This is a genomic window from Paraburkholderia sp. LEh10 (genome assembly GCF_017814945.1).
GTDB lineage: Bacteria > Pseudomonadota > Gammaproteobacteria > Burkholderiales > Burkholderiaceae > Paraburkholderia.
In genome coordinates, this window is sequence record NZ_JAGIPX010000013.1 from 1 (window position 1) to 23,554 (window position 23,554).

24 protein-coding genes are annotated in these 23,554 nt (G+C 61.5%); 11 read left to right on the forward strand and 13 right to left on the reverse strand.

Annotation, left to right across the window (positions count from 1 at the left end; all coding sequences use genetic code 11):
• Positions 1–195, forward strand: a 195-nt coding sequence (locus J8I87_RS13190; RefSeq protein ID WP_209931904.1) for a hypothetical protein, incomplete at its 5' end; no start/stop codon positions are given.
• A 106-nt stretch (positions 196–301) separates the two neighbouring features.
• Here the strand turns inward: J8I87_RS13190 and J8I87_RS13195 are convergent.
• A complete protein-coding gene (locus J8I87_RS13195) occupies positions 302–1,207 on the reverse strand; it encodes a LysR family transcriptional regulator (RefSeq protein ID WP_209931905.1) in 906 nt (301 codons plus the stop codon).
• A 102-nt stretch (positions 1,208–1,309) separates the two neighbouring features.
• Between J8I87_RS13195 and J8I87_RS13200 the strand changes: the two genes are divergently transcribed.
• The 3 genes from J8I87_RS13200 (at position 1,310) to J8I87_RS13210 (ending at position 4,680) form a co-directional block, all read left to right on the forward strand.
• On the forward strand, positions 1,310–2,512 hold the full coding sequence (locus J8I87_RS13200; protein ID WP_209931906.1) for an MFS transporter: 1,203 nt from the start codon (positions 1,310–1,312) through the stop codon (positions 2,510–2,512).
• 172 nt (positions 2,513–2,684) lie between these two features.
• Positions 2,685–3,491: a 2,5-didehydrogluconate reductase DkgB gene (gene dkgB / locus J8I87_RS13205; RefSeq protein ID WP_209931907.1), complete on the forward strand. Its 807-nt coding sequence runs from the start codon at positions 2,685–2,687 to the stop codon at positions 3,489–3,491.
• Between the two features lie 70 nt (positions 3,492–3,561).
• Complete coding sequence (locus tag J8I87_RS13210) at positions 3,562–4,680, forward strand: alkene reductase (RefSeq protein WP_209931908.1); 1,119 nt, start codon at positions 3,562–3,564, stop codon at positions 4,678–4,680.
• Between the two features lie 228 nt (positions 4,681–4,908).
• Here J8I87_RS13210 and J8I87_RS13215 read toward each other — a convergent pair whose 3' ends face one another.
• Both J8I87_RS13215 and J8I87_RS13220 read right to left on the reverse strand, forming a co-directional pair.
• Positions 4,909–5,523: a VOC family protein gene (locus J8I87_RS13215; protein ID WP_209931909.1), complete on the reverse strand. Its 615-nt coding sequence runs from the start codon at positions 5,521–5,523 to the stop codon at positions 4,909–4,911.
• Between the two features lie 270 nt (positions 5,524–5,793).
• Positions 5,794–6,477: a hypothetical protein gene (locus J8I87_RS13220; RefSeq protein ID WP_245253903.1), complete on the reverse strand. Its 684-nt coding sequence runs from the start codon at positions 6,475–6,477 to the stop codon at positions 5,794–5,796.
• Between the two features lie 33 nt (positions 6,478–6,510).
• On the opposite strand from J8I87_RS13220, the gene J8I87_RS44680 reads away from it, so the two are divergent.
• The 4 genes from J8I87_RS44680 (at position 6,511) to J8I87_RS13235 (ending at position 11,937) form a co-directional block, all read left to right on the forward strand.
• A complete protein-coding gene (locus J8I87_RS44680; protein WP_245253904.1) occupies positions 6,511–6,732 on the forward strand; it encodes a hypothetical protein in 222 nt (73 codons plus the stop codon).
• Positions 6,733–7,058: 326 nt separating this feature from the next.
• On the forward strand, positions 7,059–9,686 hold the full coding sequence (locus J8I87_RS13225; RefSeq protein WP_245253905.1) for a LuxR C-terminal-related transcriptional regulator: 2,628 nt from the start codon (positions 7,059–7,061) through the stop codon (positions 9,684–9,686).
• 378 nt (positions 9,687–10,064) lie between these two features.
• Positions 10,065–11,234 (forward strand): porin, encoded by a 1,170-nt coding sequence (locus J8I87_RS13230; RefSeq protein WP_209931911.1) that lies wholly within the window; start codon positions 10,065–10,067, stop codon positions 11,232–11,234.
• Positions 11,235–11,487: 253 nt separating this feature from the next.
• Positions 11,488–11,937 (forward strand): MarR family winged helix-turn-helix transcriptional regulator, encoded by a 450-nt coding sequence (locus J8I87_RS13235; RefSeq protein WP_209931912.1) that lies wholly within the window; start codon positions 11,488–11,490, stop codon positions 11,935–11,937.
• A gap of 133 nt (positions 11,938–12,070) precedes the next feature.
• Here the strand turns inward: J8I87_RS13235 and J8I87_RS13240 are convergent, their stop codons facing one another.
• The 9 genes from J8I87_RS13240 to J8I87_RS13280 all read right to left on the reverse strand — a co-directional run bounded on the left by J8I87_RS13240 (position 12,071) and on the right by J8I87_RS13280 (position 20,876).
• Positions 12,071–12,460, reverse strand: coding sequence for a BON domain-containing protein (locus J8I87_RS13240; protein WP_209931913.1), 390 nt, complete (start codon positions 12,458–12,460; stop codon positions 12,071–12,073).
• A gap of 30 nt (positions 12,461–12,490) precedes the next feature.
• Complete coding sequence (locus J8I87_RS13245; RefSeq protein ID WP_209931914.1) at positions 12,491–13,642, reverse strand: porin; 1,152 nt, start codon at positions 13,640–13,642, stop codon at positions 12,491–12,493.
• Between the two features lie 43 nt (positions 13,643–13,685).
• The gene (locus tag J8I87_RS13250) at positions 13,686–15,314 is read right to left on the reverse strand and encodes a 3-(methylthio)propionyl-CoA ligase (protein WP_209931915.1); all 1,629 of its coding nucleotides are present in this window, start codon (positions 15,312–15,314) and stop codon (positions 13,686–13,688) included.
• A gap of 40 nt (positions 15,315–15,354) precedes the next feature.
• Positions 15,355–15,711: a Rieske 2Fe-2S domain-containing protein gene (locus tag J8I87_RS13255; protein WP_209931916.1), complete on the reverse strand. Its 357-nt coding sequence runs from the start codon at positions 15,709–15,711 to the stop codon at positions 15,355–15,357.
• Positions 15,712–15,751: 40 nt separating this feature from the next.
• Positions 15,752–16,312, reverse strand: coding sequence for an RBBP9/YdeN family alpha/beta hydrolase (locus tag J8I87_RS13260; RefSeq protein WP_209931917.1), 561 nt, complete (start codon positions 16,310–16,312; stop codon positions 15,752–15,754).
• 19 nt (positions 16,313–16,331) lie between these two features.
• The gene (locus tag J8I87_RS13265; RefSeq protein WP_209931918.1) at positions 16,332–17,180 is read right to left on the reverse strand and encodes a TauD/TfdA dioxygenase family protein; all 849 of its coding nucleotides are present in this window, start codon (positions 17,178–17,180) and stop codon (positions 16,332–16,334) included.
• 10 nt (positions 17,181–17,190) lie between these two features.
• Positions 17,191–18,171 (reverse strand): quinone oxidoreductase, encoded by a 981-nt coding sequence (locus J8I87_RS13270; RefSeq protein WP_209931919.1) that lies wholly within the window; start codon positions 18,169–18,171, stop codon positions 17,191–17,193.
• Between the two features lie 172 nt (positions 18,172–18,343).
• Entirely contained in the window at positions 18,344–19,666 is a 1,323-nt protein-coding gene (locus J8I87_RS13275; RefSeq protein ID WP_209931920.1) for an MFS transporter, read from the reverse strand.
• Between the two features lie 154 nt (positions 19,667–19,820).
• Positions 19,821–20,876 (reverse strand): 3-keto-5-aminohexanoate cleavage protein, encoded by a 1,056-nt coding sequence (locus J8I87_RS13280; protein WP_209932042.1) that lies wholly within the window; start codon positions 20,874–20,876, stop codon positions 19,821–19,823.
• A gap of 243 nt (positions 20,877–21,119) precedes the next feature.
• On the opposite strand from J8I87_RS13280, the gene J8I87_RS13285 reads away from it, so the two are divergent.
• Positions 21,120–22,121 carry an AraC family transcriptional regulator gene (locus J8I87_RS13285; protein WP_209931921.1) on the forward strand — a complete coding sequence of 334 codons (1,002 nt, stop codon included), beginning with the start codon at positions 21,120–21,122 and terminating at the stop codon, positions 22,119–22,121.
• A gap of 13 nt (positions 22,122–22,134) precedes the next feature.
• Here J8I87_RS13285 and J8I87_RS13290 read toward each other — a convergent pair whose 3' ends face one another.
• The gene (locus J8I87_RS13290) at positions 22,135–22,515 is read right to left on the reverse strand and encodes an H-NS family nucleoid-associated regulatory protein (protein WP_209931922.1); all 381 of its coding nucleotides are present in this window, start codon (positions 22,513–22,515) and stop codon (positions 22,135–22,137) included.
• A 232-nt stretch (positions 22,516–22,747) separates the two neighbouring features.
• Between J8I87_RS13290 and J8I87_RS13295 the strand changes: the two genes are divergently transcribed.
• Both J8I87_RS13295 and J8I87_RS13300 read left to right on the forward strand, forming a co-directional pair.
• A complete protein-coding gene (locus J8I87_RS13295; protein WP_209931923.1) occupies positions 22,748–23,044 on the forward strand; it encodes a DUF6900 domain-containing protein in 297 nt (98 codons plus the stop codon).
• Positions 23,045–23,065: 21 nt separating this feature from the next.
• Positions 23,066–23,257: a hypothetical protein gene (locus tag J8I87_RS13300; RefSeq protein ID WP_209931924.1), complete on the forward strand. Its 192-nt coding sequence runs from the start codon at positions 23,066–23,068 to the stop codon at positions 23,255–23,257.
• The last annotated feature ends 297 nt before the right edge of the window (positions 23,258–23,554 follow it).

Here is a 23,554-nt window from a genome sequence, read left to right on the forward strand (position 1 = left end):
AGCACCCACACTTATCGGCTGTTGATTTTTAAAGAACATTCGCTAAAAGGCGCTGTTTTGCGCTGCTTTTTTGCGTCCTCAGCAACGAGGGAGGCGAATTTTGAGCCACCAGACACGCGGCGTCAAGGGAAATTGGAAAATATTTTTTTGATCATGCCGACTTCAAATACGAGCGATGACACACACCAGGACTAAAAGGACCGAAGTCCCTTCATGCCTAACGTCGTCGATGGCGCGAAAGATGCTCGACGATGCCTCTCATATCAAGCATGTGCCTAAAGCAGATACATCAGGACATGGGCTACGTGCGCGCGAACTCTGTCTCCTTCACGGCTTCGGCCAGATAGTCGACGAACGAGGCGATCCGCGCCGAGATTGCCGTGTTGCGATAGTAGACGGCATGAATGGGTTGCCGGACATCCTGTGTTTGCCGGGGAAAAAGCTGGACGAACCTGCCTTCGCGACGGTCACGTCCCGTCATGAAGTCCGACAGGCAAACGATGCCGGCGCTCTCCAGCGCAAGCTGCCGCAATGTTTCGCCGCTGGATGAAGCGATGGTCGGATTGATTCGATAGAGCTCATTGTCCGTCCCGACCAATGGCCAGACATTGAGCGACTCGGGCTGCGTGAATCCGAGCAGCGAATGATTCGCGAGGTCATCCACGCGTTTCGGATGACCATGTTTCTTCAGATACGCCGGTGTCGCGAGCACCCGTATCCGGCTGCTGCCGACCGGCCGGCTGTGCAACGTCGAATCCTTGAGCCTGCCGATCCGGATTGCGACATCGGTACGACGCTCGATCAGATCGATGATGCCTTCGTTGCTGTTCAATTCCAACTCGACCTGCGGATAGCGCGCCCGATAGCCCGCCAGCAGCGGCACGATCACATGCAGCATGAACGGCGTGGCGGCATCGATGCGCAGCCGGCCCGAAGGCTTCTCGCGGCGCGCGGCAAGCTGTTCTTCCGCGTTCTCCACCGCGTCGATGATTCCCCGCGCATCGTGCAGAAACGCCTTGCCTTCCTCCGTCAACTCGAGCCGCCGCGTGGTCCGGCGCAGCAGCGTGGTTTGCAGCTTTTCTTCAAGTCTTCCGAGCGTCCGGCTCGCGCCCGACACGGTCTGGTTCAACTGTTCCGCGGCGGCCGTGATCGAACCCGTATCGACCACGGTCGCAAAGGTCTGCAATTCGTCGAGGGTGACTTTCATATTTGATTTGAAATCAAAAGTGTTTCGTTTATAGACCAGTTTTTCCGCAAAAGTAAAGTTGGCACACTTCGTCCGTCCAATCAAGATTCCTGGTAGACGACCATGCCACTCGCACTTTTCGCGCTGACGCTCAGCGCTTTTGCAATCGGGACGACCGAGTTCGTCATTGTCGGCCTCATCCCGACGATCGCCGCCGACCTCGGCGTCAATCTGCCGTCGGCGGGCCTGCTCGTCAGTCTGTATGCGTTGAGCGTCGCCGTCGGCGCGCCGCTACTGACCGCGCTGACGGGGCGCGTGCCGCGCAAGGCTTTGCTGATCGCGCTGATGGCGCTCTTTACGATCGGAAATCTGATCGCATGGCGCGCGCCTTCGTATGAATCGCTCGTCGTCGCGCGCATTCTGACGGGACTGGCGCACGGCGTGTTCTTCTCGGTCGGCTCGATCATTGCGACGACCCTCGTGCCAAAAGAAAAGTCCGCGAGCGCAATTGCAACGATGTTCAGCGGCATGACCGTCGCGTTCGTCGCGGGCATTCCGCTCGGCACGTTCATCGGCCAGCATTTCGGCTGGCGTGCGACGTTTTTCGTCGTCGCGCTGTTCGGCCTCGCCGCGCTGCTCGGCGCCCTGTTCTTCATGCCGAACAACCTGCCGCACCAGCGCCCGGCAGCGCTTCTCCAGCAAGTGCGCGTCATTGCTCACCCGCGCCTGTTGCTGGTGTATGCGATGACGGCCGTCGGTTACGGCGGCTCGTTGATTGCGTTCACGTTCATGGCGCCAATTCTGGAACAGATCTCGGGATTCACACCGTCGCAGGTCAGCATGGTGCTCGTCGCGTACGGCGTGTCCGTCGCGGTCGGTAACGTGTGGGGCGGCAGGATCGCCGACGCGCTAGGACCCGTGAAGGCATTGAAGCGCATCTTTCTGCTTCTTGCCGCCGTGCTTCTGGTGTTCACGTTCACTTCGCACAATGCGTGGCTCGCCGTTCTGACCATGCTCGCGTGGGGCGCTGTTGCATTCGGCAATGTGCCAGGTCTTCAGGTCTACGTCGTCAAGCAGGCCCAGCAGTTTGCGCCGCAGGCGACCGATGTTGCGGCGGGCTTCAACATCGCCGCGTTCAACCTCGGTGTCGCAGGCGGATCGTCGCTGGGCGGTCTGATCGTCGCGCACCTCGGGCTTGGCCATACGCCCTGGATCGCCGCTGCCGTAACCGTCGTGGCCTTTGCGCTGACTGCGCTGAGCGGACGCCTCGATCGGCGCACGCGACTGCCCGGGCACACAGCCGCGGCCGTCGCGGTGACCCATTGAATCCCATTCGAATCTTTGCGGAGTCAGTCCCGCTCGTTCTTCAGACCGCGAACTCGATATGCACCGCCCTGAAGGCAGCTTGTGCGGGATCTGACTGGCAGCACGAGCCTGCTCGCACTGGCTCGATCCACCCTTGATCAAAAATCACGCTATCAAGCTGGAGAGCAATTCCATGAATCACATTCCGCCATTCGGCCTCGGCACGTTTCGCCTGCAAGGCCAGGCCGTCATCGATTCCGTGCGCAATGGCCTCGAACTCGGCTATCGCACGATCGACACCGCTCAAATCTATGGCAACGAAGCGGAAGTCGGCACGGCGATCGCGGCCTCGGGCGTCGCGCGCCACGAGCTGTTTCTGACGACCAAGATCTGGGTCGATAACTACTCGCGTAGCAAGCTCGTTCCCAGCCTGAAAGAGAGCCTGGCTAAACTGCGCGCCGATCACGTCGACCTGACGCTGATTCACTGGCCCGCTCCCGATAACGGCGTCCCGCTAGAAGAATTCATGAGCGCGCTTGCGGATGCAAAGGCACAAGGGCTCACGCGACAAATCGGCATCTCCAACTTCAACATTGAATTGACGAAGCAGGCAATGGCCGTGGTCGGCAAGCACAATCTGGCGACCAATCAGATCGAATTGAGCCCGTATTTGCAGAACCGCAAGCTCGTCGAGTTCCTTCGCGAGCAAGGCATTCATGTCACGTCATACATGACGCTTGCCTACGGCAGGGTGCTGAAAGACCCCGTGATCGGCGAAATCGCAAAGCGACACAACGCGACTGCGGCGCAAGTCACGCTCGCGTGGGCGCTGCAACTGGGTTACTCGGTGATTCCGTCGTCGACGAAACGCGAGAACCTCGCGAGCAATCTGCTCGCGCAACAACTCGAACTGACTGCCGAAGACATCGCGCAAATCTCCACGCTAGAACGCGACGGCCGCGAAGTCAGTCCGGCAGGGCTCGCACCCGTGTGGGACTGAAGCAATACCGCAATTTCAACCTGAACGCTTGCAGCGAAACACGCCGCAAGCGGCGCAAGGAATCTGCATCATGAAGAATGACCCGCTTTTCGAACCTCTCGCATTGGGTGAACTCACGCTTCCCAACCGGATCGTGATGCCGCCAATGACACGCTCGCGCGCAAGCCAGCCCGGCGATGAAGCCAACGATCTGATGGCCGCTTATTATGCGCAGCGTGCGAGTGCCGGGCTGATCGTCAGCGAAGGCACCTATATCTCGCCGCTCGCGAAGGGCTATGCATGGACACCCGGTATTCACACGCACGCGCAGACCGCCGGCTGGCGCAAGGTCACCACGGCTGTGCACAATGCGGGCGGACGCATCTTCGCACAGCTGTGGCATGTCGGCCGACTGAGCCATACGAGCCTGCTCGATGGCGAGCAGCCGGTTTCGTCATCCGCGATTCAGGCCAAAGGCGTCAACGTCTTCATTGCCACTGCAGACAGCGGCAACGTGCCGGGATTCGTGCAGGCTTCGGCGCCGCGCGCCCTTACGACGCTGGAAATCGCCGAGGTCGCCGGCCAGTTTCGCGACGCGGCCCGCAACGCGATACTGGCGGGATTCGACGGGGTCGAACTGCATGCGGCCAATGGCTACCTCGTCAATCAGTTCATCGACTCCAACGCGAACAACCGCACCGATGAATACGGCGGCTCGCTCAAAAATCGCCTGCGGTTCCTGGACGAAGTCACGCGGGCGCTTGTCGAAGGCACCGGCGACGCACGGCGCGTCGGCATCCGGCTCGCGCCGCTGACGACGTTGAACGGCTGCGTCGACGCAGATCCCGAAACGACCTACCTTGCGGCTGCGAGGAAGCTCGGCGAAATCGGCGTCGCTTACATCCATATCGCAGAGGCCGATTGGGACGACGCGCCGCATATGCCCGTCGAGTTCAAGCAGAAGCTTCGACAAGCCTATCCGGGCGTGCTGATCTACGCAGGCAAATACACAGCCGATCGTGCCCGTGAAGCAATCGATGGCGGCTGGGCCGATCTCATCGCCTTTGGACGTCCATTCGTTGCGAATCCCGATCTTCCGCAACGCCTGCGCACGGGCGCCGATCTTGCCGAGCATCATCGCGAAACGCTGTTTGGCGGCGGCGCTGAGGGACTGACTGACTATCCGGCCCTGACGGGCACGACGGACTAACGAACGAATATCGGGCGCTGTCCGTCGCGTGATAACGGAGTACTCAACGCAACGTCTGATCCTCGACGAGCACGAGGCGACTGCGAGGCGCGACCTCGGTGCTCGGCCGGCGTCATCAGCCCGAACGCTCCGACCCCGGCTCTCTGAAGCGTGACGGCATCGCGTAGTCAGGTGCGTTCAACATGAGCGCAGTGCCCAGCCAGTCGCTGGCGATGCTCGTGCAGATGGCTACGCGCCAGCCTGCTCACGGACCATGAATCCGGCATACCAGTCGGGCCAGTTTTCATCATGCTTGCCCGTCTGTTTCTCGTGCTCGCCGTGAGCGGCCGCCGCGCGGCGCAGCGCACCCGCGAGTTCCGTCGCCGAAGCGAACGTCGTTTCCTGCTCCACACGGCCGGGGAGCCGAGCGGTCACCTCCTGGAAAACCCAGCCGTTTCCATCTGGGTCGCTGAAAGACGCGAAAGAACCGTAGCTTTTTCGCTCCGGATGCGGGCCGCTAACGCGGCCTTCTTCGCCAGCATGATGGAATACGCCGCCGACGTCGTGAAAGATTTCGCTCACATCGACGCCCCGACCGACAAGCTCTGCGCGCGCTGCTTCGACGTCCGACACGATGAGATGGAGTCCCTGTACGGAGCCGGGCTCCTCCGTCGTGACACCCTTGCCGAACAGCACTGAGCATTGCGAGCCTGGAGGCGTGAAGTGTACGACCCGAAACTGATCGTCCTTCGCGATATCGACGTCGAGCCTCCAGCCTAAACCCGCGTAGAACTGCTTCGCGCGATCGACGTCCGACACGGGAATGACGACTACCTCGAGCTTCATGGTCTGTGTGTTGCTCATGTCAAGCTCCTTACGCCTAGGCTATGCAAGGGTGGCACATGCAAACGGGCAAACTACAAGCGAGACAGGCGGCCGAGACGAGTACCGGCCTGATGCCGCGGTTGCGTGCAGGACTGAATCCTCGTACGAGAGGCTTCGAGTGAATTGCTGTTCCTTACGCAAAAGTTTCTAAAAGACCTCTGCTCACGTCAAGAACATTTGCTGCGCGATTGCAGGCGCAAATTCAGGCCGCGGGTGCCATCCGCCATATGACCGTTGGCCGGACATTCTTTAGCTTGTCATCGCAAGCGACACGAAGCGCGCAACCCCGCGAAGCATTCGGGCCGCGCGCCTGCATGCGTCATTGCCGGCTCGACTCAGGCCTTCGACAATTCGCCATCGGTGAGACGCCAGATGCCTGACGGATTGCCGCGCTTCAACGCTTCCGGTAGCAAATCGTCCGGGAAACCCTGGTAGCAAACTGGCCGCAGAAATCGCTCGATTGCCGTCATGCCGACTGAAGTGAAGCGACTGTCGGAGGTTGCGGGGAACGGTCCGCCATGAATCGATGCGTACGACACCCTCTTGCGGATGCGAGAACGCATTGATAACGATGCGCCCCGTACGACGTTCGAGAATAGGCACCAGCCGCGCAGCAAGCGCGTGGTCGGCGGGATCGATTTGCATCGTTGCAGAGAGTTGTCCGCGAAACTGCCTTGCAATAGCAATCATTTGCTCGACGTCTTTCACGCGCACCAATAACGCCGTAGGGCGAAAGACTTCCTCCGACAGCAATGGGTCTTCCAGCATGCGCGCGCCATCGACTTCGAAAAGTACTGATTGGCCGTCCCACTTGCCTTGGGGCTCGCCACCCGTGGCGATGCGTTGCGCACCCGAATTGTGCTGGCGCTCGAGGTTCTTGCGAAACGCCGAATTGATGCCGGGCGTCAGCATCGTTCGGGCAGGCGCGTCCATGACGCGGGGACTCGTCGCTTTGCGCAGCTCGTCGTGGCCAGGCCCGCCGATGGCCAGCAGGATTGCAGGCTTCAGACACGCCTCGCCGACCGTGACGAGCATGCGCTCAGTGAAGCCATCGCCGATTTCAGCACCGCGCGCCGCGAGCGCCGCCGGCAACGCTCAACTTTTTTGCGCCGAAGCGGCGCCGCGGAAGTCGACCGCGCGGCACGGCTGGCCGACGAAGCGACCTCGTCCATCTGGCCGATTGCCTGATTCAACTGTTCAATGCCGCGTCGCTGCTGGTCGGATGCCGCGCTGATCTCCTGGTTGACGCCTCATATCGCCCCAGCAATCGCGTCGAAATGTCGCTTTGACTACCAAAGCCACGAGCCTATCATTTAGTTGATATGTCCACCAGAAGATTCGAATATTTCGCGCAACCGCAGCCGGACATAAATTGGACGTTTTCGATCCTACCCGTATATTTCGTCACTTTTTCGACATTGGTCTTCCGACACCCATTTTTGATGATAAGTCAATCAACTGTCACGAACCCGGAATTGACGCTCAAGATCAGCCCGCCCCGTGCACCGCGGCACATGCTGGCCCGCGCACGCCTGAGTTCGGACAGCGGGCGCTTCCGCGACATTTCCGCGACCATCGTGCAGGCGCCGCCCGGGTTCGGCAAGACGTCTCTATTGATCCAGTGGCGTCAGGAATTCCTGATGCGCGGAAGTACGGTCGCGTGGCTCTCGCTCGACGGCCACGACGATCCGTCGCGCCTGCTCGCAGGCCTCACGCTTGCGGTGCGCGCGGGGTCCGGGCGGGCTTCGTTCGGAAGACGTCTGCTGGAAGGAAGGACTTTGTCCGACTCACCATTTGAAGGCGTGGCAGCCTGGCTGGCCGAAGTCGATCGCACGGCGCTCGATATGGTCCTGATGCTCGACGAAGCCGAGCAGTTGGCACAGGCGAGTATGGAAACGCTCACCTACGTTCTTGAGAACCTGCCTTCAAATCTGCGCATCGTGATCGCGTCACGCACCGGGTTTGACAAGATCATCAAGCGCCTGGGCCCCTATGGACAATGCGCCGCCGTAGATGCCGCGGCGCTGCGCTTTCGGTTAGACGAAACGATGGATCTGATCGGCGGCCGCATGGGCGCAAAGGCCGATGCCGAGGCATGCGCGCGCTTGCACGACATCACGGAAGGCTGGCCGCTTGCTTTGCAAATGGCGCTGGCTGCGATCGCGGACACGGACGATCCCGTCTCCAGCTTCGACGCCTTCGCCGGCAGCACCGTCCATATTCGCGAACAGTTCGTCACTGCACTGCTAGAGCGGCTCAGTGGCGAGGATATCGACTTGCTAACCCGTCTTTCGGTCGTGGACCTGCTGCATGAAGATCTGTGCGAAGCGCTTACCGGAATGCCTGACGCGAAGCGGCGACTCTTGCAGCTCGCCCGGGATACACCGCTCTTTTCCAGCCCGCACGGAGGTGGCAAGTGGTTTCGCCTGCACCGGATCGCACGTGAAGCGTTACGCAGCCGTCTGGCGGCTCTCCCGTGTGCGGCGCAAGCCGACCTGCATCGACGCGCGACGCACTGGCTAGCCGATCACGGCATGACGGAGTCCGCCGCGCGCCACGCGCTTGCATGCGGGCAGGAGGATACCGCCTGGCTGCTCGCGCAGCGGTCTTTGCACGAGGCGGTCACGCAAGGTCGGCTGGCCGCTGTACTCGAATGGCTCGAATGGTTGCCCGAGCCCATACTGGAGCGCCATCCACGGCTGCGGCTTGCCGTCGCCTGGGCGCTTGCATTGAGCGATCGTCAGCAGCAGGCTCAGGCGCATGCGCAAGCGATCCTGCGCAGCGCAGCACCCGACGAAGCGATGCGCTACGAGATCGACCTCATTCTGAGTGCGGCCGCCTATTTCGAGGATGAACCCGACCGCGCCGCCAGACTGATGGATCGCTGGGGCGAGACGCCGCCAGTGAGTGACGCGTGGCTGCAACAGGTGCATGCGAACCGGCTCGCCGTGCGAGCGCTCACGGAGGGCGAATACGCAAAAGCCCGCCGATACTGGCGGCACACACCGCCAGGGGACCAAAGCGCCGCCTACCGGTACGTGGTTCGTTGGCGAGCCTATATGACGGGGCTCGGCTATCTGCTCGAAGGGCAAATGGTGCTGGCCGAACGCACGCTGCGCCCGGCCCTGCTGCAAGCAGACGACGATCTCGGCCGCCGACACCCATTTTCCTGCATGATCGCCGCGCTGCTTGCGACGACCCGGTTCAAGCGCGGCGCGTTCGACGAAGCGGCTGCATTGCTGGCTAACCGGATGGATGTGCTCGAACGCAGCGGCACACCCGACGCAGTGATTTTCGCCTATCGGACGGCCGCGCGCGTCTTCGCTGCGAACGGCGCGGAATACCGTGCGCTGGACTTGCTCGAAACGCTTCACGCGATTGGCGCCGCGCGTCGGATGCCAAGGCTATGCGTGGCGAGCCTGACAGAGCAGATCAGGCTGCACAGCGGCCGCTTCAGATCGGCGACCTGTCGCACGCTGTTCCGCCGGCTGGAGCAACTGGTGGCTGAGCACGCGGCGCCCGAATGTCCGCTCAGGCGTCGCACGCTGCTTCTGCATCAGCATATCGCGCAGGCTTTCGTCGCGATCGCAGGGCAAGACTGGGGCGCGGCCGACCATGCACTCGCGCTGGCGGAGGAAGGCGCGGAGGCCACCAAGCTCGGCAGTGTCGGCGTTGACTTGATGGCATTGCGCGCTTTCGTGCAGGACAGTCTCGGCGAAAGCGGCACCGCGCTGCTCTGTGAAGCCGTGGATCTGGGCGCCGCGTACGGGATGAGTCTCGCTGCGCCCGACCTCCATCCGGCATTCACCGAATGGCTGCAAGAGCGCGGCGCGGACGGCGCACCGCGACCCGGCGCCATGCTCAAACCGCAGTCCGCACCCGAGGCGGCCTCACCGGTGAGACCCAGGTCTGATGTCGCGCCGCGCGCGACCCCGAGTCAGACGCTGACGCCGAAGGAACGCTGCGTGCTGGAGCTGGTCAGCCGCCACCTCACCAACAAGGAAATCGCACTCGCGATGGGAGTCGGCCAGGAAACGGTGAAGTGGCATATGAAGAACCTCTTCCAGAAACTGGACGTGACTTCGCGCCGGCAGATCGTGCGTAGAGCGCAGATGATGGGTCTTTTGCAGGAAGCCGCCTGAGCCTTTGGTTTATGGAATTCAATCACCGGTAAAGTTGAATAAACAATTATAAGAATGATAATTCAACATATGTATGACCTGAAATTCCTGCGAGGCTAATGTCTTCACCTCCCTGTTTCGTCACCAATCTGCAACATGAATGAGCACTTTCACCGCCCGATGAACGCGAGCGCGATTTGACGGGTGGCTTGCAACCCCTATCACATAAGGCTGGACCACCGTCTCGATACGCCGGTATTACGACAAACCCTCCCCCCCACCGGTGGGGGCAGTACAAATGAGTGGGGGTCAGTATTCTTCGTGTATCAGATGCTGCGCGCTTTCATCCGAACGCGGGTGTGGCATCCAGCAGTTGAATATCATTACGCAGGAGACCACATGAAGTTGAGGATTACGGTAGCCGCAACATTCCTTGCAGCCGCGGCAACCGCACACGCGCAGTCGTCAGTCACGCTTTACGGCACGGTTGATTCCGGCCTGCTCTGGCAAAGCACCGCAGCGGCGAATTTTTTGCCGATCGCATCGAGAAACCCTAACCTCGGGCACGTCTTCCGTTTCAAGGACGGCGGTATCTACTCGAGCCTCTTCGGACTGAAGGGCAGCGAAGACATCGGCGGTGGCTACAAGATCAACTTCCGGCTCCAAGGCTCGTTCGACAGCGGTACGGGTAAGTTCACGCTAAGCGACACGGCAAATACCCCGGCGCTGTTCAACCAGATCGCGACGGTCGGCGTGTCAGGCCCGTTCGGCAAGTTCGACGCCGGTCGACAGCTTGCGCCTATGGCTTACGCTCTTGCGGAAACCGACGTGCGCAACGCGTGGTTCTTCGGCAGCGTGCTCACCGCATGGCTCACGATGAACCAGCAGTCGGGCTGGACGGCCAACAGCACGAACGGGAGCATCGGTGCGCTGTACGACAGCAATGCGCTTGTCTACAACTCGCCATCCTTCTATGGCGTGTCGGTCGCGCTCGAGTATGCGCCTGGCGGCGTGCCGGGCCATTTTCAGGGCGGCACGCGCGAGTCGGCCGTGCTCAAGTACTCGAATTACGGTCTGAATGCCGCAGCCGTCTACTACAACGGGCATGACGCAAGCCCATTCACGTACGCGGGCACGACCGTCCCCGCGACGGGCGTGAACAACAACCGCTTCGTCTATTTCGGCGCAAAGTACACGTGGAAGGGCATCTCGGTTTCCGGTTCGTTCAGCAACGGGCGCAACCCCGCGAACCCGAACGGAAACCTTGCTGCGGGAATCGCCTCTGGTGATTTCGACATGTGGACGGGTGGCCTCGGCTATCGCTTCAACCCAGCCTTCGAGGTCACGTCGGGCATCTACTACGTGAAGGATGAGAAGCACAACCAGAACCAGTCGACCGCCTACGTGCTGGGCGCCGATTACAACCTGTCCAAGAGCACGACGTTGTACGCTCAGGGCGGCTACGTCTCCAACCGTGGCACGATGAACCAGACGCTCGTGTACGGACAACCTGTCGCGGTCGGCAAGAATACCGCCGCAGGCATGGTGGGTATCCGTCACGCCTTCTGATGTCCAAACCTGCGCGGGCACCAATGCCGGTTGCCCAGCATGCCGTGCCCCGTACCACACCCGAAGCCACCCGCCCAGGCGAGGTGGCTTTTTCGCCTGTGTCGGGTTAATTGAGTTATCAACTGTAAACGTATTGACGCAACACAGCGCGCCTGCCGTCCTGGTTCGGGAAAAATTGACCTTACCCACCGTTCGGGAGCAACATAGTCGAGTTTATCCCTGCAAATCCTGAGTTACATTTTTGAGCGACACTATGGTGACGATTGAGTCCAGTCCCGACGAATCCCTGACCTACCGGCTAAAGGCGCTAACCAAGATAGCCGACCGCATGAGCGCCGAGTTGTCCCGGGAAAAGCTCGGCGTGCCTTACCCGGAGGCAAGCATCATTGGGGTAATCGGTACATTCGGTCCGCAGACCATCATGGATATTTCCCGGCGCGCCAACCTCGACAAGAGTCAGGCGAGCCGCACCGTGGACGCCCTGCTCGGAAAGGGAATCCTCGGGCGCGCGAGCAGTGAGGAGGACGGGCGCAGCGTCATCATTTCGCTGACAGCGGAGGGGAAGAGGATCTTCAAGAAAGTTGGCCCAACGATGGACCGGCGCGACAAGGCGCTATTCGAGTGTCTGAGCGAGCCAGAAGCTGAAGCGCTGCGTTACTTGCTGGACAAGATCCTGGCAGCGAACGGCTGGGAGGCCAGCTGATTTACAGGCGGCGCGCGCACGGCCGTGCGCGGCGCCTGGATGATGCAATATCAACTGAAGGTTCACCGACGCGGCAGGGCCTGGCCGCCTCGGCGTGTTTTTTCCAACCTGTGAGGTCGCGAACTGATCCGGCTTACATGCCGCCAAACGGCTTCTGCACCGTGAGCTTGTTGGTCACGGAAGTCACGCCGGGAACACCCTTCGTAATCTCCACAACCTTGTCGATCTGCGAAGCATCCGTAACTGAACCATTCAGCGTCACTGCACCGTTTTTCGCGGTGACACTGATGTTCCCGGCGCTGATCTCCTTTTGCTTTCCGATCGCGGCATACACCTTCCGGCGCAGCGCGCGATCTGCTTTCTTGCCGTTGGCGGGTGCGACTGCGCCGGACGCCGCCGTCGCCGATGCACCCGGCGCGTTGGCAGGCGCACTGGCCGTCTGGCCCGACTGCGACCACGCATTCGTGGACATGACAACTATCAGGGTGGCGACCGCCAGTTGAACTGCCTGATTGCTTTTCATCGTGTACTCCCGTTGTTATGGATGGCGGAATCAGAAGGTGTGGCGAACGCCCATCATCACCGCAGTGGTGGACGTTCCCGGCGCAACCGGGGCGCCGTAGATGATCGTCTGGTTCATGGTTCCCTTGTTGTCGACATACCCTACCTGCGCGTATGCCTTCGTCCTTTGCGACAGGTTGTATTCCGCGCCCACTGCGAATTCGCTCGAGTGGTTTGACGAATTGTTCCGGTCTTTCAGGTAGTAGTAGCCGGACGTGACCTTGAAACGCGGGCTGAACTGGTAGCCAAGGCCACCCGACACCATCTCGAAGTCCGCGGTATTGCTCTTCGCGGGGTTCTTGCCGATGCCATACGAGGCGGAGACAGAAAATCCGCTGATCGTGTACATCGCGCCGAAATAGTAGAAGCGGTTATTGGCCAGACCCGTCGCCGGCACGGCGGGAGCGGCCGGATAGGTCAGCGGAAATGGATTGGTATCGTGTCCGTTGTAGTACACAGCGGACAGATTCAGACCATAGTTCGAATACTTGAGCACGGCAGACTCGCGCGTGCCGCCCTGGAATTGGCCGGCCACGCCGCCCGGCGCGTACTCGAGCGCGAGCGACGCACCATAGAATTTCGGCGAGTTATAGACCAGCGCATTGCTGTCATACAGCGCGCCGATCGGCGCGTTCGTGCTGGTGCCGGGCCAACCGGCCGCCTGATTGATGCCGAGCCACGCGGTCAGGATACTGCCGAAGTACTGTGCGCCGCGCACATCGGTTTCCGCCATCGCATAGATCATCGGGATGATCTGCCGGCCGGCGTCGAAGGTGCCGAAAGGCCCGGACACGCCGATCGTCGCGAACTGGTTGAAGATCGCCGTGGTGCCCGGCGTGTCGGCGAGACCGAACCTGCCGTTGGTGGAATTGAACACGCCTTGCAGCTTGAAGTTGACCTTATAGCCGCCGCCGATGTCTTCGCTTCCCTTCAGGCCCCAGTAGCTCGCGTAGATCCCACCATCCTTGAGTTGCCACACATGGCCCAGGTTCGGCGCATGCGGCTGAAACGTGGCCGCCGACGTGCTCTGATACAGCAGGCCGCTGTCGATCACGCCATACAGCGTGACCGACGATTGGGCATGGGCTGCGTTGGCGACCAACGCCATCGCCGCAATCCCGCTTAATTTAAACTTTGATTTCATTGTTGTCTCCTCCGGACTCGATCGCGCCGGACAGGTCGGCGTGTCACGCCGTCAGGTAGTAGTCCCCAAACTGATCTCGCAACTGGTGCTTGAGCACCTTGCCCGTTGCACCAAGGGGAACCGTATCGACGAACACGACTGCATCGGGCTTCCACCACTTCGCAACACGGCCGTCGAAGAAGCCTAGCAGTTCGTCCGCGCCCAGTGCGCTGCCCGGCCTCTTCACGATCAGCAGCAGCGGCCGTTCGTCCCACTTCGGATGCCGCGCAGCGATACACACCGCCGCCGTGACTTCCGGGTGCAGGCACGCGACGTTCTCGATCTCGGTCGAGCTGATCCATTCTCCGCCGGACTTGATGACGTCCTTGCTGCGATCCGTGATCTGCATGAAACCGTCGGCGTCGATCCTTGCGACGTCACCCGTCGGAAACCAGCCGCCGCGCAGCGGCGACGCGTCATCGCTGCCGAAGTACTGCCGCGTGACCCACTGACCACGAACCATCAGATCGCCCGCGGCTTTGCCGTCCCACGGCAATTCTTCGCCATCCGGGCCGACGATCTTCATATCGATGCCGAAGACCGAGCGCCCCTGCTTCGCCTGAACCGCGTAACGCTCGTTCGTCGGCAGGGCAACCTGATGGGCCTTGAAACTGCAAACGGTGCCGACCGGGCTCAATTCCGTCATGCCCCATGCGTGCAGCACGTCGACCCGATAGCGGCTCTGAAATGCGGCCGTCATCGCTGTCGGACAAGGCGCGCCGCCGATGATCGTGCGCGTCATCGACGAGAACGCGCCGTCGATCGCCTCGACATGCGCGAGCAGTCCCTGCCAGACGGTCGGCACACCCGCCGACAGCGTGACCTGTTCCGTTTCGATCAGTTCGTAGAGCGACTTGCCGTCGAGCGCCGGTCCCGGAAAGACCAGCTTTGCGCCGACCATGCAGGCGATGTACGGCAGTCCCCACGCATTCACATGAAACATCGGCACGACGGGCAGAATCACGTCGCGCGCCGAACAGTTCAGCGAATCAGGCAGAGCGGCCGCATAGGTGTGCAGCAGCGTCGAGCGGTGGCTGTACAGCACGCCCTTCGGGTTGCCCGTGGTGCCCGACGTATAGCACAGCGACGATGCACTGTTCTCGTCGAGCAACGGCCAGTCGAAGGCGTCGTCGTGAAGATCGACGAGGTCCTCGTAGCACATCAGCATCGACGACAGGCCGTGCGTTTGCGGCATGTGTGCGCGGTCGGTCATGGCCACGAAAACCTTCGGGCTTTTCACGCGCGGCGCGACGCTCTCGATCAGCGGGAGAAACGTCAGGTCGAAGAACACGACGCGATCGTCGGCATGCTCGATGATGTACGCCAGCTGATCGACGTGCAGCCGGGGGTTGAGCGTATGCAGCACGGACCCGGACCCCGACACGGCAAAATACAGCTCCATGTGACGATAGCCGTTCCATGCGAGCGTCCCCACCCGCTCGCCCTGTTCGATGCCGAGCGCGGCCAGCGCGTTCGCCATGCGGCGCGCGCGTTGCGCGAGCTCGCGGTACGTATAGCGGTGAATGTCTCCTTCGACTCGTCGCGAGACGATTTCCTGCTGACCGTGATGGCGTTCGGCGTGCATGAGCAGCGAAGCGACCAGCAGCGGCTGCTGCATCATCAAACCTTGCATCGTTCCTTCTCCTGATTGGTTTTCGGGCCCACGCCCTTGATCACGTTGACGCTCTGCACGTTTGCGCACGCAAGGGCGTCGCGGCCTGCCCGTCGAGACTCACGACCAGTTGCCCATCGATTGCATGGACCGGGAAAGTCGTCACACTCAACCCGCCTGCCCCCGGCATGCAGCCCGTGCGCACATCGAACCGCAGGCCGTGCGCGGGGCAGCGCAGCACGCAGCCGTCCAGTTGGCCGCTCGCGAGGGAAGCCCCGTTGTGGGGGCACGCGTTGTCGATTGCGTGAATCGTGCCGTCGATGTTGAACAGGACGATGCTGCCGCCATCAATAAAGGCGAGCTTGCGTTGACCAGGTCCGAGCTCATCGACTCTGCCCACATGTATCTGACGTGACATCCCAGATTCCTTTTTTCGATCTGACGCGACCTGCGCCGGATCACAGCAACTCATGAATCAGCATCTCCGCCATCGGCCATTCGCCAAAGCCCGCAGCGGGATTGAGGTGACCGACTTCGCCGAGGTCGACGAGGCTGCTGCCCCAATCCTTCGCCATTGCTTCGACACGCTCGAACTTCGCGAGTGGATCGTTGCGGCTGGCTCCGACGATGCTCGGGAACGGCAGCGGCGTGCGCGCAACGGGATGCCAGCCGTTCTGCGCGAGCGCGTCAATGGTCGGATAGCCGGCCGGCAACGGTGTTTCGAGGTCCGCGGGCGCGGCCAGCAGTGCACCGTGAATCTTGCGCTTGTGCCGCTGCGCCCACTGCACGGTGATCATCACGCCCGCGCTGTGCGCGACGAGGATCACCGGGCCGTCGATTTTCGCGAGCGCCGCATCGAGTGCGGCAACACGCGCCGCGCAACTGAGCTTGTCGTGCTCGAGCGGCGGCACCGACGCCGCCTTCGAGAGCTTTTTCTCCAGCAAGGTTTGCCAGTGCTGTGCGACGTGGTCGCGCAAGCCAGGCACCATCAGAATGGTCGGTGTTGTATCGAGGGACATGAATCAGCTTCCTGCGCGATCAGTACGGCTTGTCGCCGATAATCCCGGCGCGCTCCATCTTGCGGTGGCACGGCGGGTAGTCCATCACCGCGTAGTGCTGCGTGCTGCGGTTGTCCCAGATCGCGATGCTGTTCTTCTGCCAGCGCCAGCGCACCTGGTACTCGGGGATGTACGCCTGGCTGATCAGATAGCGCAGCAGATCGCCCGCACCCGGATTCGCGTCCTGCCCGAAGCGCACCCGCGACGGCGTGTGATAGTTCGTGAAATGGGTGGTGAACGCGCTCACGAACAACACCTTCTCGCCCGTCTCGGGGTGCGTGCGCACCACCGGATGCTCCGCGTCGGGGAATTGCGCCTTCAGCGCAAGACGCTTCTCGATGGGCATCACCGCGCCAAAGCTCGCCTCGATGCTGTGGCGCCCGCGCAGGTCCGCGATCTGCGTCTTGATGTGCTCCGGCAGGTTCTCGTAAGCGAGCACCATGTTCGCCCACATCGTATCGCCGCCGACGGGCGGACACTCGACGCAGCGCAGCACCGCGCCGAACTGCGGCGCCTCGCGCCAGGTCGCATCCGCGTGCCACGCGTTTTCGTAGCGGTCGTTGGGCTGGTCCGGCGTCTTGTAGATACGCACGAGGCCCGGGTGTTCCGGATCGCTGCCCGCGACGGGATGATCTTCCAGTTCGCCAAAGCGGCGCGCAAACGCGACATGCTCGGCGCGCGTGATCTCCTGTTCACGCACGAACAGCACTCGATGCTTCAGCAGCGCGGCGCGGATTTCGGCAAACAGGCCGTCATCGTGGATCGCATCGGCGAGATTCACGCCGACCAGTTCCGCGCCGATCGCACACGTCAATTGTTCGATTCGCATGACTGGCTCCTCAGATAACGAAGACCGACGAACCCGTCGTCTTGCGCGATTCCAGGTCGCGGTGGGCTTGCGCCGCGTCCTCCAGCGCGTAACGCTGGTTCAGTTCGATCTTGATGCGGCCCGCAGCGATATGCCCGAAAATTTCGCCCGCGAGTTCGTTCTTCTCGGCGGGATCGGCAATGTAGTCCGCCAATGCCGGGCGTGTCATATAGAGCGAGCCCTTGACCGCGAGGATCTGCGGATTGAACGGCGGAATCGGGCCCGACGCCGTGCCTACGCAGACCATCAGGCCACGACGCTTGAGCGAATCGAGCGAGGCCTCGAAAGTATCCTTGCCGACGCTGTCGAACACCACGTTCACGCCGACGCCCTCGGTCAGTTCACGCACGCGTTTCGCGACGTTTTCCTTGCTGTAGTTGATGATGTGGTCGCAGCCATGCGCGCGCGCGACCTCGGCCTTGGCTTGCGTCGACACCGTGCCGATCACCGTGAGACCCAGCAGCTTCGCCCATTGCGACACGATCAGTCCGACCCCGCCCGCGGCCGCATGCAGCAGAATGGTGTCGCCCGCCTTGAAGTCGTAGATGCGGCGCATCAGATACGACGCAGTCAGGCCGCGCATCGTCATGCCGGCAGCCGTTTCGCAGCTGATCCCATCGGGCAGCTTGATGAGGGGGGCCGCCGGAATCAGGCGTTCGGTGCTATAGGCGCCAAGCGTATTGACAAAGCCGGTATAGGTCACACGATCGCCCGGCGCCACGTTCGTCACGTCGGGACCGATCGCTTCCACCACACCCGCCGCCTCGACGCCCATCCCCGCGGGCAGCGGAACGGGATACAGGCCGCTGCGGAAGTAGGTGTCGGCGAAATTCAGGCCCACCGCTTCATGGCGCAGGCGGACCTGTCCGGGGCCGGGGTTGCCCACTTCAACGTCCTCGTAGCGCAACACTTCGGGACCACCGGTTTCATGGAAGCGCACTGCTTTGGCCATGTTGAATCTCCTATCTTTTCAAACTGCGGTTCTAGTCAGTTTCCATGTCAACTTAACCAGTTGACATATCAATTATATGGCCGAACGAGCTTACCTTTCAGGTGACTTACTGTCGCATGCCAAGGTGCTGCTTCCGATGCCCGGCCCGGTGACGCGAGTGGGAACTCTGTCTTCAGCGAACGGCCTGCTCGCGCAGCGCGTTCACGCGATCCAGATCCCGCGAGTAATTCCGCCTGCCGATGAAAAATGCGATCGAGGCGACGAGCGGCGCAATGGGAACGAGCTGCAACGCCCCAAGCAGGCCGATCCGGTCGGCGATCAAACCCGTCAGAACGGCGGCGGGCGCGAGGCCCAACAGGTTGTTCGCGAGTGTCAGGGTTGCGAACGCCGAGGCGTGAATCGACGGCGGCGTGAGGTTCGCGACCATTGCGCCCGAGGGACCCGTCGCGCCTGCGCTGAAGAACATGCCGACGCCGATCACGATGAGCTGCAACGGACCTGCGGGCAGGCAAAAGCCGATCGCGAGCAATGCGAAGCAGGTCAGGCAGTAGGCGATCGCGGTCGCCCACTTTCTTTCCCGCACATTCTTGCTGAGCCGGTCGGCCAGATTTCCGCACACCACCATGCCGAGACCCGTCACCAGCACGAACAGCGCCGCGCTTGCTGCTGCCTTGCCGGCAGGCATGCCGTAGTAGCGATTCAGGAAGCTCGGCATCCACGCCCAGACAGCGGCGGGAACCAGCAGATGAATGCCGCTGCCGACATACGCGCATACAACCGACTTGGTCGAGAAGAGACCCTTCATCAGCGCACGGAAGCTCATGCGCACACCGAGTCCTTCGCCTTGCCGGCTCACGCCTGCCGGTTGCAGCGGCGCAAGACGTTTTTCAGTGACGACGAATCGGTAGACGATGACGAGTACGATGCCCATGACGGCCATCGCGCCGAATGCCCAGCGCCAGCCCATGTGAGCCGCGACCGCGCCGCCGAGGGCCATGCCCAGCACCGAGCCGAACGCGCCGCCCGCCATGAAGGTGCCCGTGAGCGTCGAGCGCAGCCGCGCCGGGAAAATGCTGAGGACGACCGCGATCCCGACACTACCGTAGGCCGCTTCGCCGATGCCGACGAACGCACGCGCCAGCAGCATCTCGCCGTAGTTCGTCGAAATCGCGCAGCCCAGCGTCGCGAGGCTCCACATCGCTGCCATCAGGACGATGCTTTTGACGCGGCCCCAGCGGTCGGCGAGCACCGACAGCGGGAACGTCAGCACGCCGACCATCAATGCGACCACGCTGCTAAGCGAACCCAGCCGTGTGTCGGAAAGATTCCATGCCGCCTTGAGCAACGGAAACACGGCATTCAGCACCTGACGCGACATGTAGTCGGAAAGCAGCAATCCGACCGTCAATGCAAATACGACCCAGGCATAGGCGCGCACATCCGTTTTTGTTGCCGACAGATCGCCCGTCGTGGGCTCGGCATGCTGCATCAGCATGGTTTGTCTCCTTCACGTCTCGTTCAGTTCGCGGCCGTCGTTTTCCGCACCGGGAAAGTGCCGCTTATTGATACCGCTCGCTCTCCGGCTCGCGCCGGGAAGCACTGTCATCAGAACCCGGCGTCAGCGGATGCATCGGCCGGGGTTCGTTCCGTCATGCCGCGCGCAGCGGCAGATTCCGGACGCCCGCCTGGCGGTTCGGCGCCATGCCGTTCGCAGCGAGCGTTTCTTCGACCGTCTCGTACTGCACGCCGATGCGGTAGATCTCGCGCGCTTCCTTGCCCGTGGCGATCTCGCGCCCGAGTTCACGCGCGACGCGCACGCACTGTTCGATCTGCTGCACCGACGTAAAGCGATTGCCGTGCTGGTCGATGATCGTGTCCTCGATGCCGCAGCGCGGATGCAAGCCCATCGCCATCGCCATCATGTTGAACGGCAGCACGTTCTTGAGCAGCGATTCCGCCGTGAGCGTGCAGCCATCCGGCGCGCGATGCACGAAGTTGAAGAAGTTAAACGGGTTAGGACCGTCAAAGCCGCCACCGATGCCGATCCACGTCAGGTTCAGCGGACCTTTGTAGACGCCCTTGCGCACCAGCCGGTCGAGCGTCTCGAGCGCGTGGATGCCAGTCAGCTGGAAGTGCGGCTGAATGCCCGCCGCCTGCAGACGACGCAGATGCTCCTCGACCCACGCCGGGCCCGCCGGTACGGTCATTTCGCTATACGCTGCCATGAACGCAGGATTGGACAACGAAGTGCCTTCCAGATACTCAGGATAGAGCAACTCCATGATGTTCATCTGCGTGGTGTTGATCGCAACCGTCACCTGATCCGGCGCCGGTTCGAGATCGGCAAGCATGTGACGCGTGTCGTCGGACAGCCACTTCGCGGCCTGGCCTTCGTCTTCCGGTGCAAACGAAATCGAGCCGCCGACCTGGATGATCATGTCGGGCACAGCGGCTCGCACGCCCGCGATCAGTTCGTTGAACTTCGACAGGCGCTTCGAACCCTTGCCGTCCAGTTCACGCACATGCAGATGCAGTACCGTGGCGCCCGCGTTATAGCAGTCGACGGCTTTCTGGATCTGTTCGTCCATCGTCACCGGAATGTCTTCCGGAAAATCTTCGGGCATCCATTCCGGGCCGTACGGCGCCGTGGTGATGACTACCTTGTCCTGATTCTCGGGGTGAAGCGAATCGTCGAGAAACTGCATCTCGTTCTCCAAAGTGAGGTGATGGACTTCCGACGTTTGCGACACGATGAATCGCGTTTGCGAGTCGGAAAATGAAGTACCGTTGAGATCGCACGATACGGCAATCACGCATTACACTTTTATGATTGAGCGCCAACGTTTTAGCAGTTGATGCCACTACGCGTTAACACCAGTAAGCGTGCGCAGTAGGCATTTCATTACGGAACGGCAGGCGCAGTGTCAGTTGCGTGCGGAGAGACAACAATGGAAACGATGCTGCGGTCGGTGGCGATGAGCGGCTACTTCGACGTGACGCGGCGGCTCGGACTGAACCCGGTCGAGCTCGCTCACGAAGTCGGGATCGATGCCGTGGCGCTGGCGAATGCGGACGATCGCATATCCGCTGCCGGCGCCTGCCGGCTGATGGAACTCACCGCCGAAAAGGCGTCATGTCCAACGTTCGCGCTGCAGATGGCCGAGACGCGACAGAAGTTCGGGACGGGCGTGGTCAACGTCCTGCTTGCGCACAAGCGCACGCTGCGTGAGGTGTTGCTGGCCGCGGTCGAATACCGGCATCTGATCAACGAAGCACTGGCCATCTATGTCGAGGACGCGGGCAAAACGGTGACCATCCGGGAAGAGCTCGTCGTCGAACCGGGTACGCCAACGCGGCAGGCCATCGAACTTGCAATCGGTGTGCTCGGCCGTCATTCGAGCGCTCTGCTCGGCACTCACTGGAAACCGCGCGCTGTCCATTTCGTTCATCACGGGCCCGCTGATCTGACTTTTCACCGGCGATTTTTTGGCTGTCCGCTGGAATTCGACAGCGACTTCAACGGTTTCGTGTGTTCGTCCGCCGATCTGGACTATCCGAATCCCGTCGCTGATCCCGAACTGGTGCGGTACGCCGAAAGCCTTGTCAATCCGCTCAACGTAACGGGCGCGGATTCGACCGCACTCGAAGTGCGCAAGGCGATCTATCTGCTGCTGCCCCTCGAACAGGCCACTGTCGAACTGGTTGCGCATCATTTGCGCATGAGCGTGCGCACCATGCAGCGCCAGCTTGGATCGCTGAAGATCAGCTTTTCAGCGCTCGTCGATGAAGTTCGGCGCGAGCTTGCGGTGCGCTACATGAGCAACCCACGCTATCCGATAGGACGGGTTGCCACGATGCTCGGCTATGCACAACAGGGTTCGTTCACGAACTGGTTCACACGACAGTTCGGCATGACGCCACGTGACTGGCGCAACAGCCATATGAAATAACGCCTCTCCACACTTAGGACGCCGTGCGCGCCGCCTTGGGCGCGCCTTTCCTGGTGGTCCTGGTGGTGCTCGTCCTCTTCGGCGCCTTGAGCGGGATCTTGCGTCGAAAGTCGATGCCGGCTTCCTCTAACAGTCTGACGGCGGGCGACTCGTCACGCGCGCCGGTGGCCGCCGGCGTCACGATTGCGACGGAAGCCGCACCTCGATTCTTCGCACGCGTCCCCCCGCGCACGGCGGGCATCGGATCGCGCAACTCATCGGCGGAGATGTCATAACGCGCCATCTCCGCGCGAATCCTCCCGATCGCTGCGTCGCGCTCCTCACTGCGCACGGCGGCTGCTTCCCGTTGCAGTTTCTGGATCTCCGCCTGAATCGCATCGTAGGATCGTTTCATCACATGACTCCGGCTGATTATGTGTGGCCGAATTATAAGCCTCGGCCTGCCGCGAGGATGCCGTTGACCAATGTCCAGTTAGAGGATATCTCATCCAAATAGGTTGACTAATCTACTTAATTGTTATTAAGTGACTACTGGCTCCAGGTGCGGCAGAACGCCACTCACGCCTGCGCGCCGGCTTTATAGACTTACAGATAGCAAAGTTAAGTAAGCAATGCAGGAGATCAGCATGGTTGAGCAAGTCAGGAAAGAAGTTCATTGGGAGCCGCTCATCGCAATCGCCAGCGAGGAACTTGGCATTCATTCACTAACGGAGTCAGGCAAGGCCACAGCCGACATTCGGCTCGTCCGCGTTTCGAGTGTCGCCAAAGCCCTCGAGCGGGCCTACGACTTCGGCCTGTTGATGGGTCATAGCGTCGGTCGAGCCGAACATCCGAAGACAAGGCGATCTGAATTGACGTCTCACGCGGAACGGGATAGGGTGCGAGCCGCGGCCGCGGACATTCTCGACAGCTATTGGCGCTAATGCCGAAAACTGGAAGTAAGCATGGTCCATAGAATCAGGAAAGAGACTTACTGGCCGGCGCTGCTCGCGATTGCCGACCAGGACATCGAAATCAAATCGTTCGAGCAGACGGGAAAAAAGCTGGTCGACAACAGGCTGCTTCGCATGACGGACGTCGCGAACGCGCTCGAGCAGGCCTATTCAGATGGGGGTCGTGACGGGTTACAACGCTGAGCCGATGTAATCCGGCGCAAAGAAAAAATTTGAGGGAACCCTACGGTTTTGCAGGCGCGTGCCGATAAGACCGCTCACAAGCCCCTGCAAGACGAGGTTCCCCATGCCATTCGATACTATCGCCAGACCCTCGGCCCGACTCGGACGCACTGTCGTCATTCTCATTGGCTGTGCCGGCGTGCTCGCCAGCCTGTCGATCTGGGGCAGGGTCCCTGCCGATGTACTCGCTGACGCCGACCGGGAGGCGGCCAACTTCGGCCCCGCACTGACGGGGGCCGCGTGCCAGGCCGAAGGGGC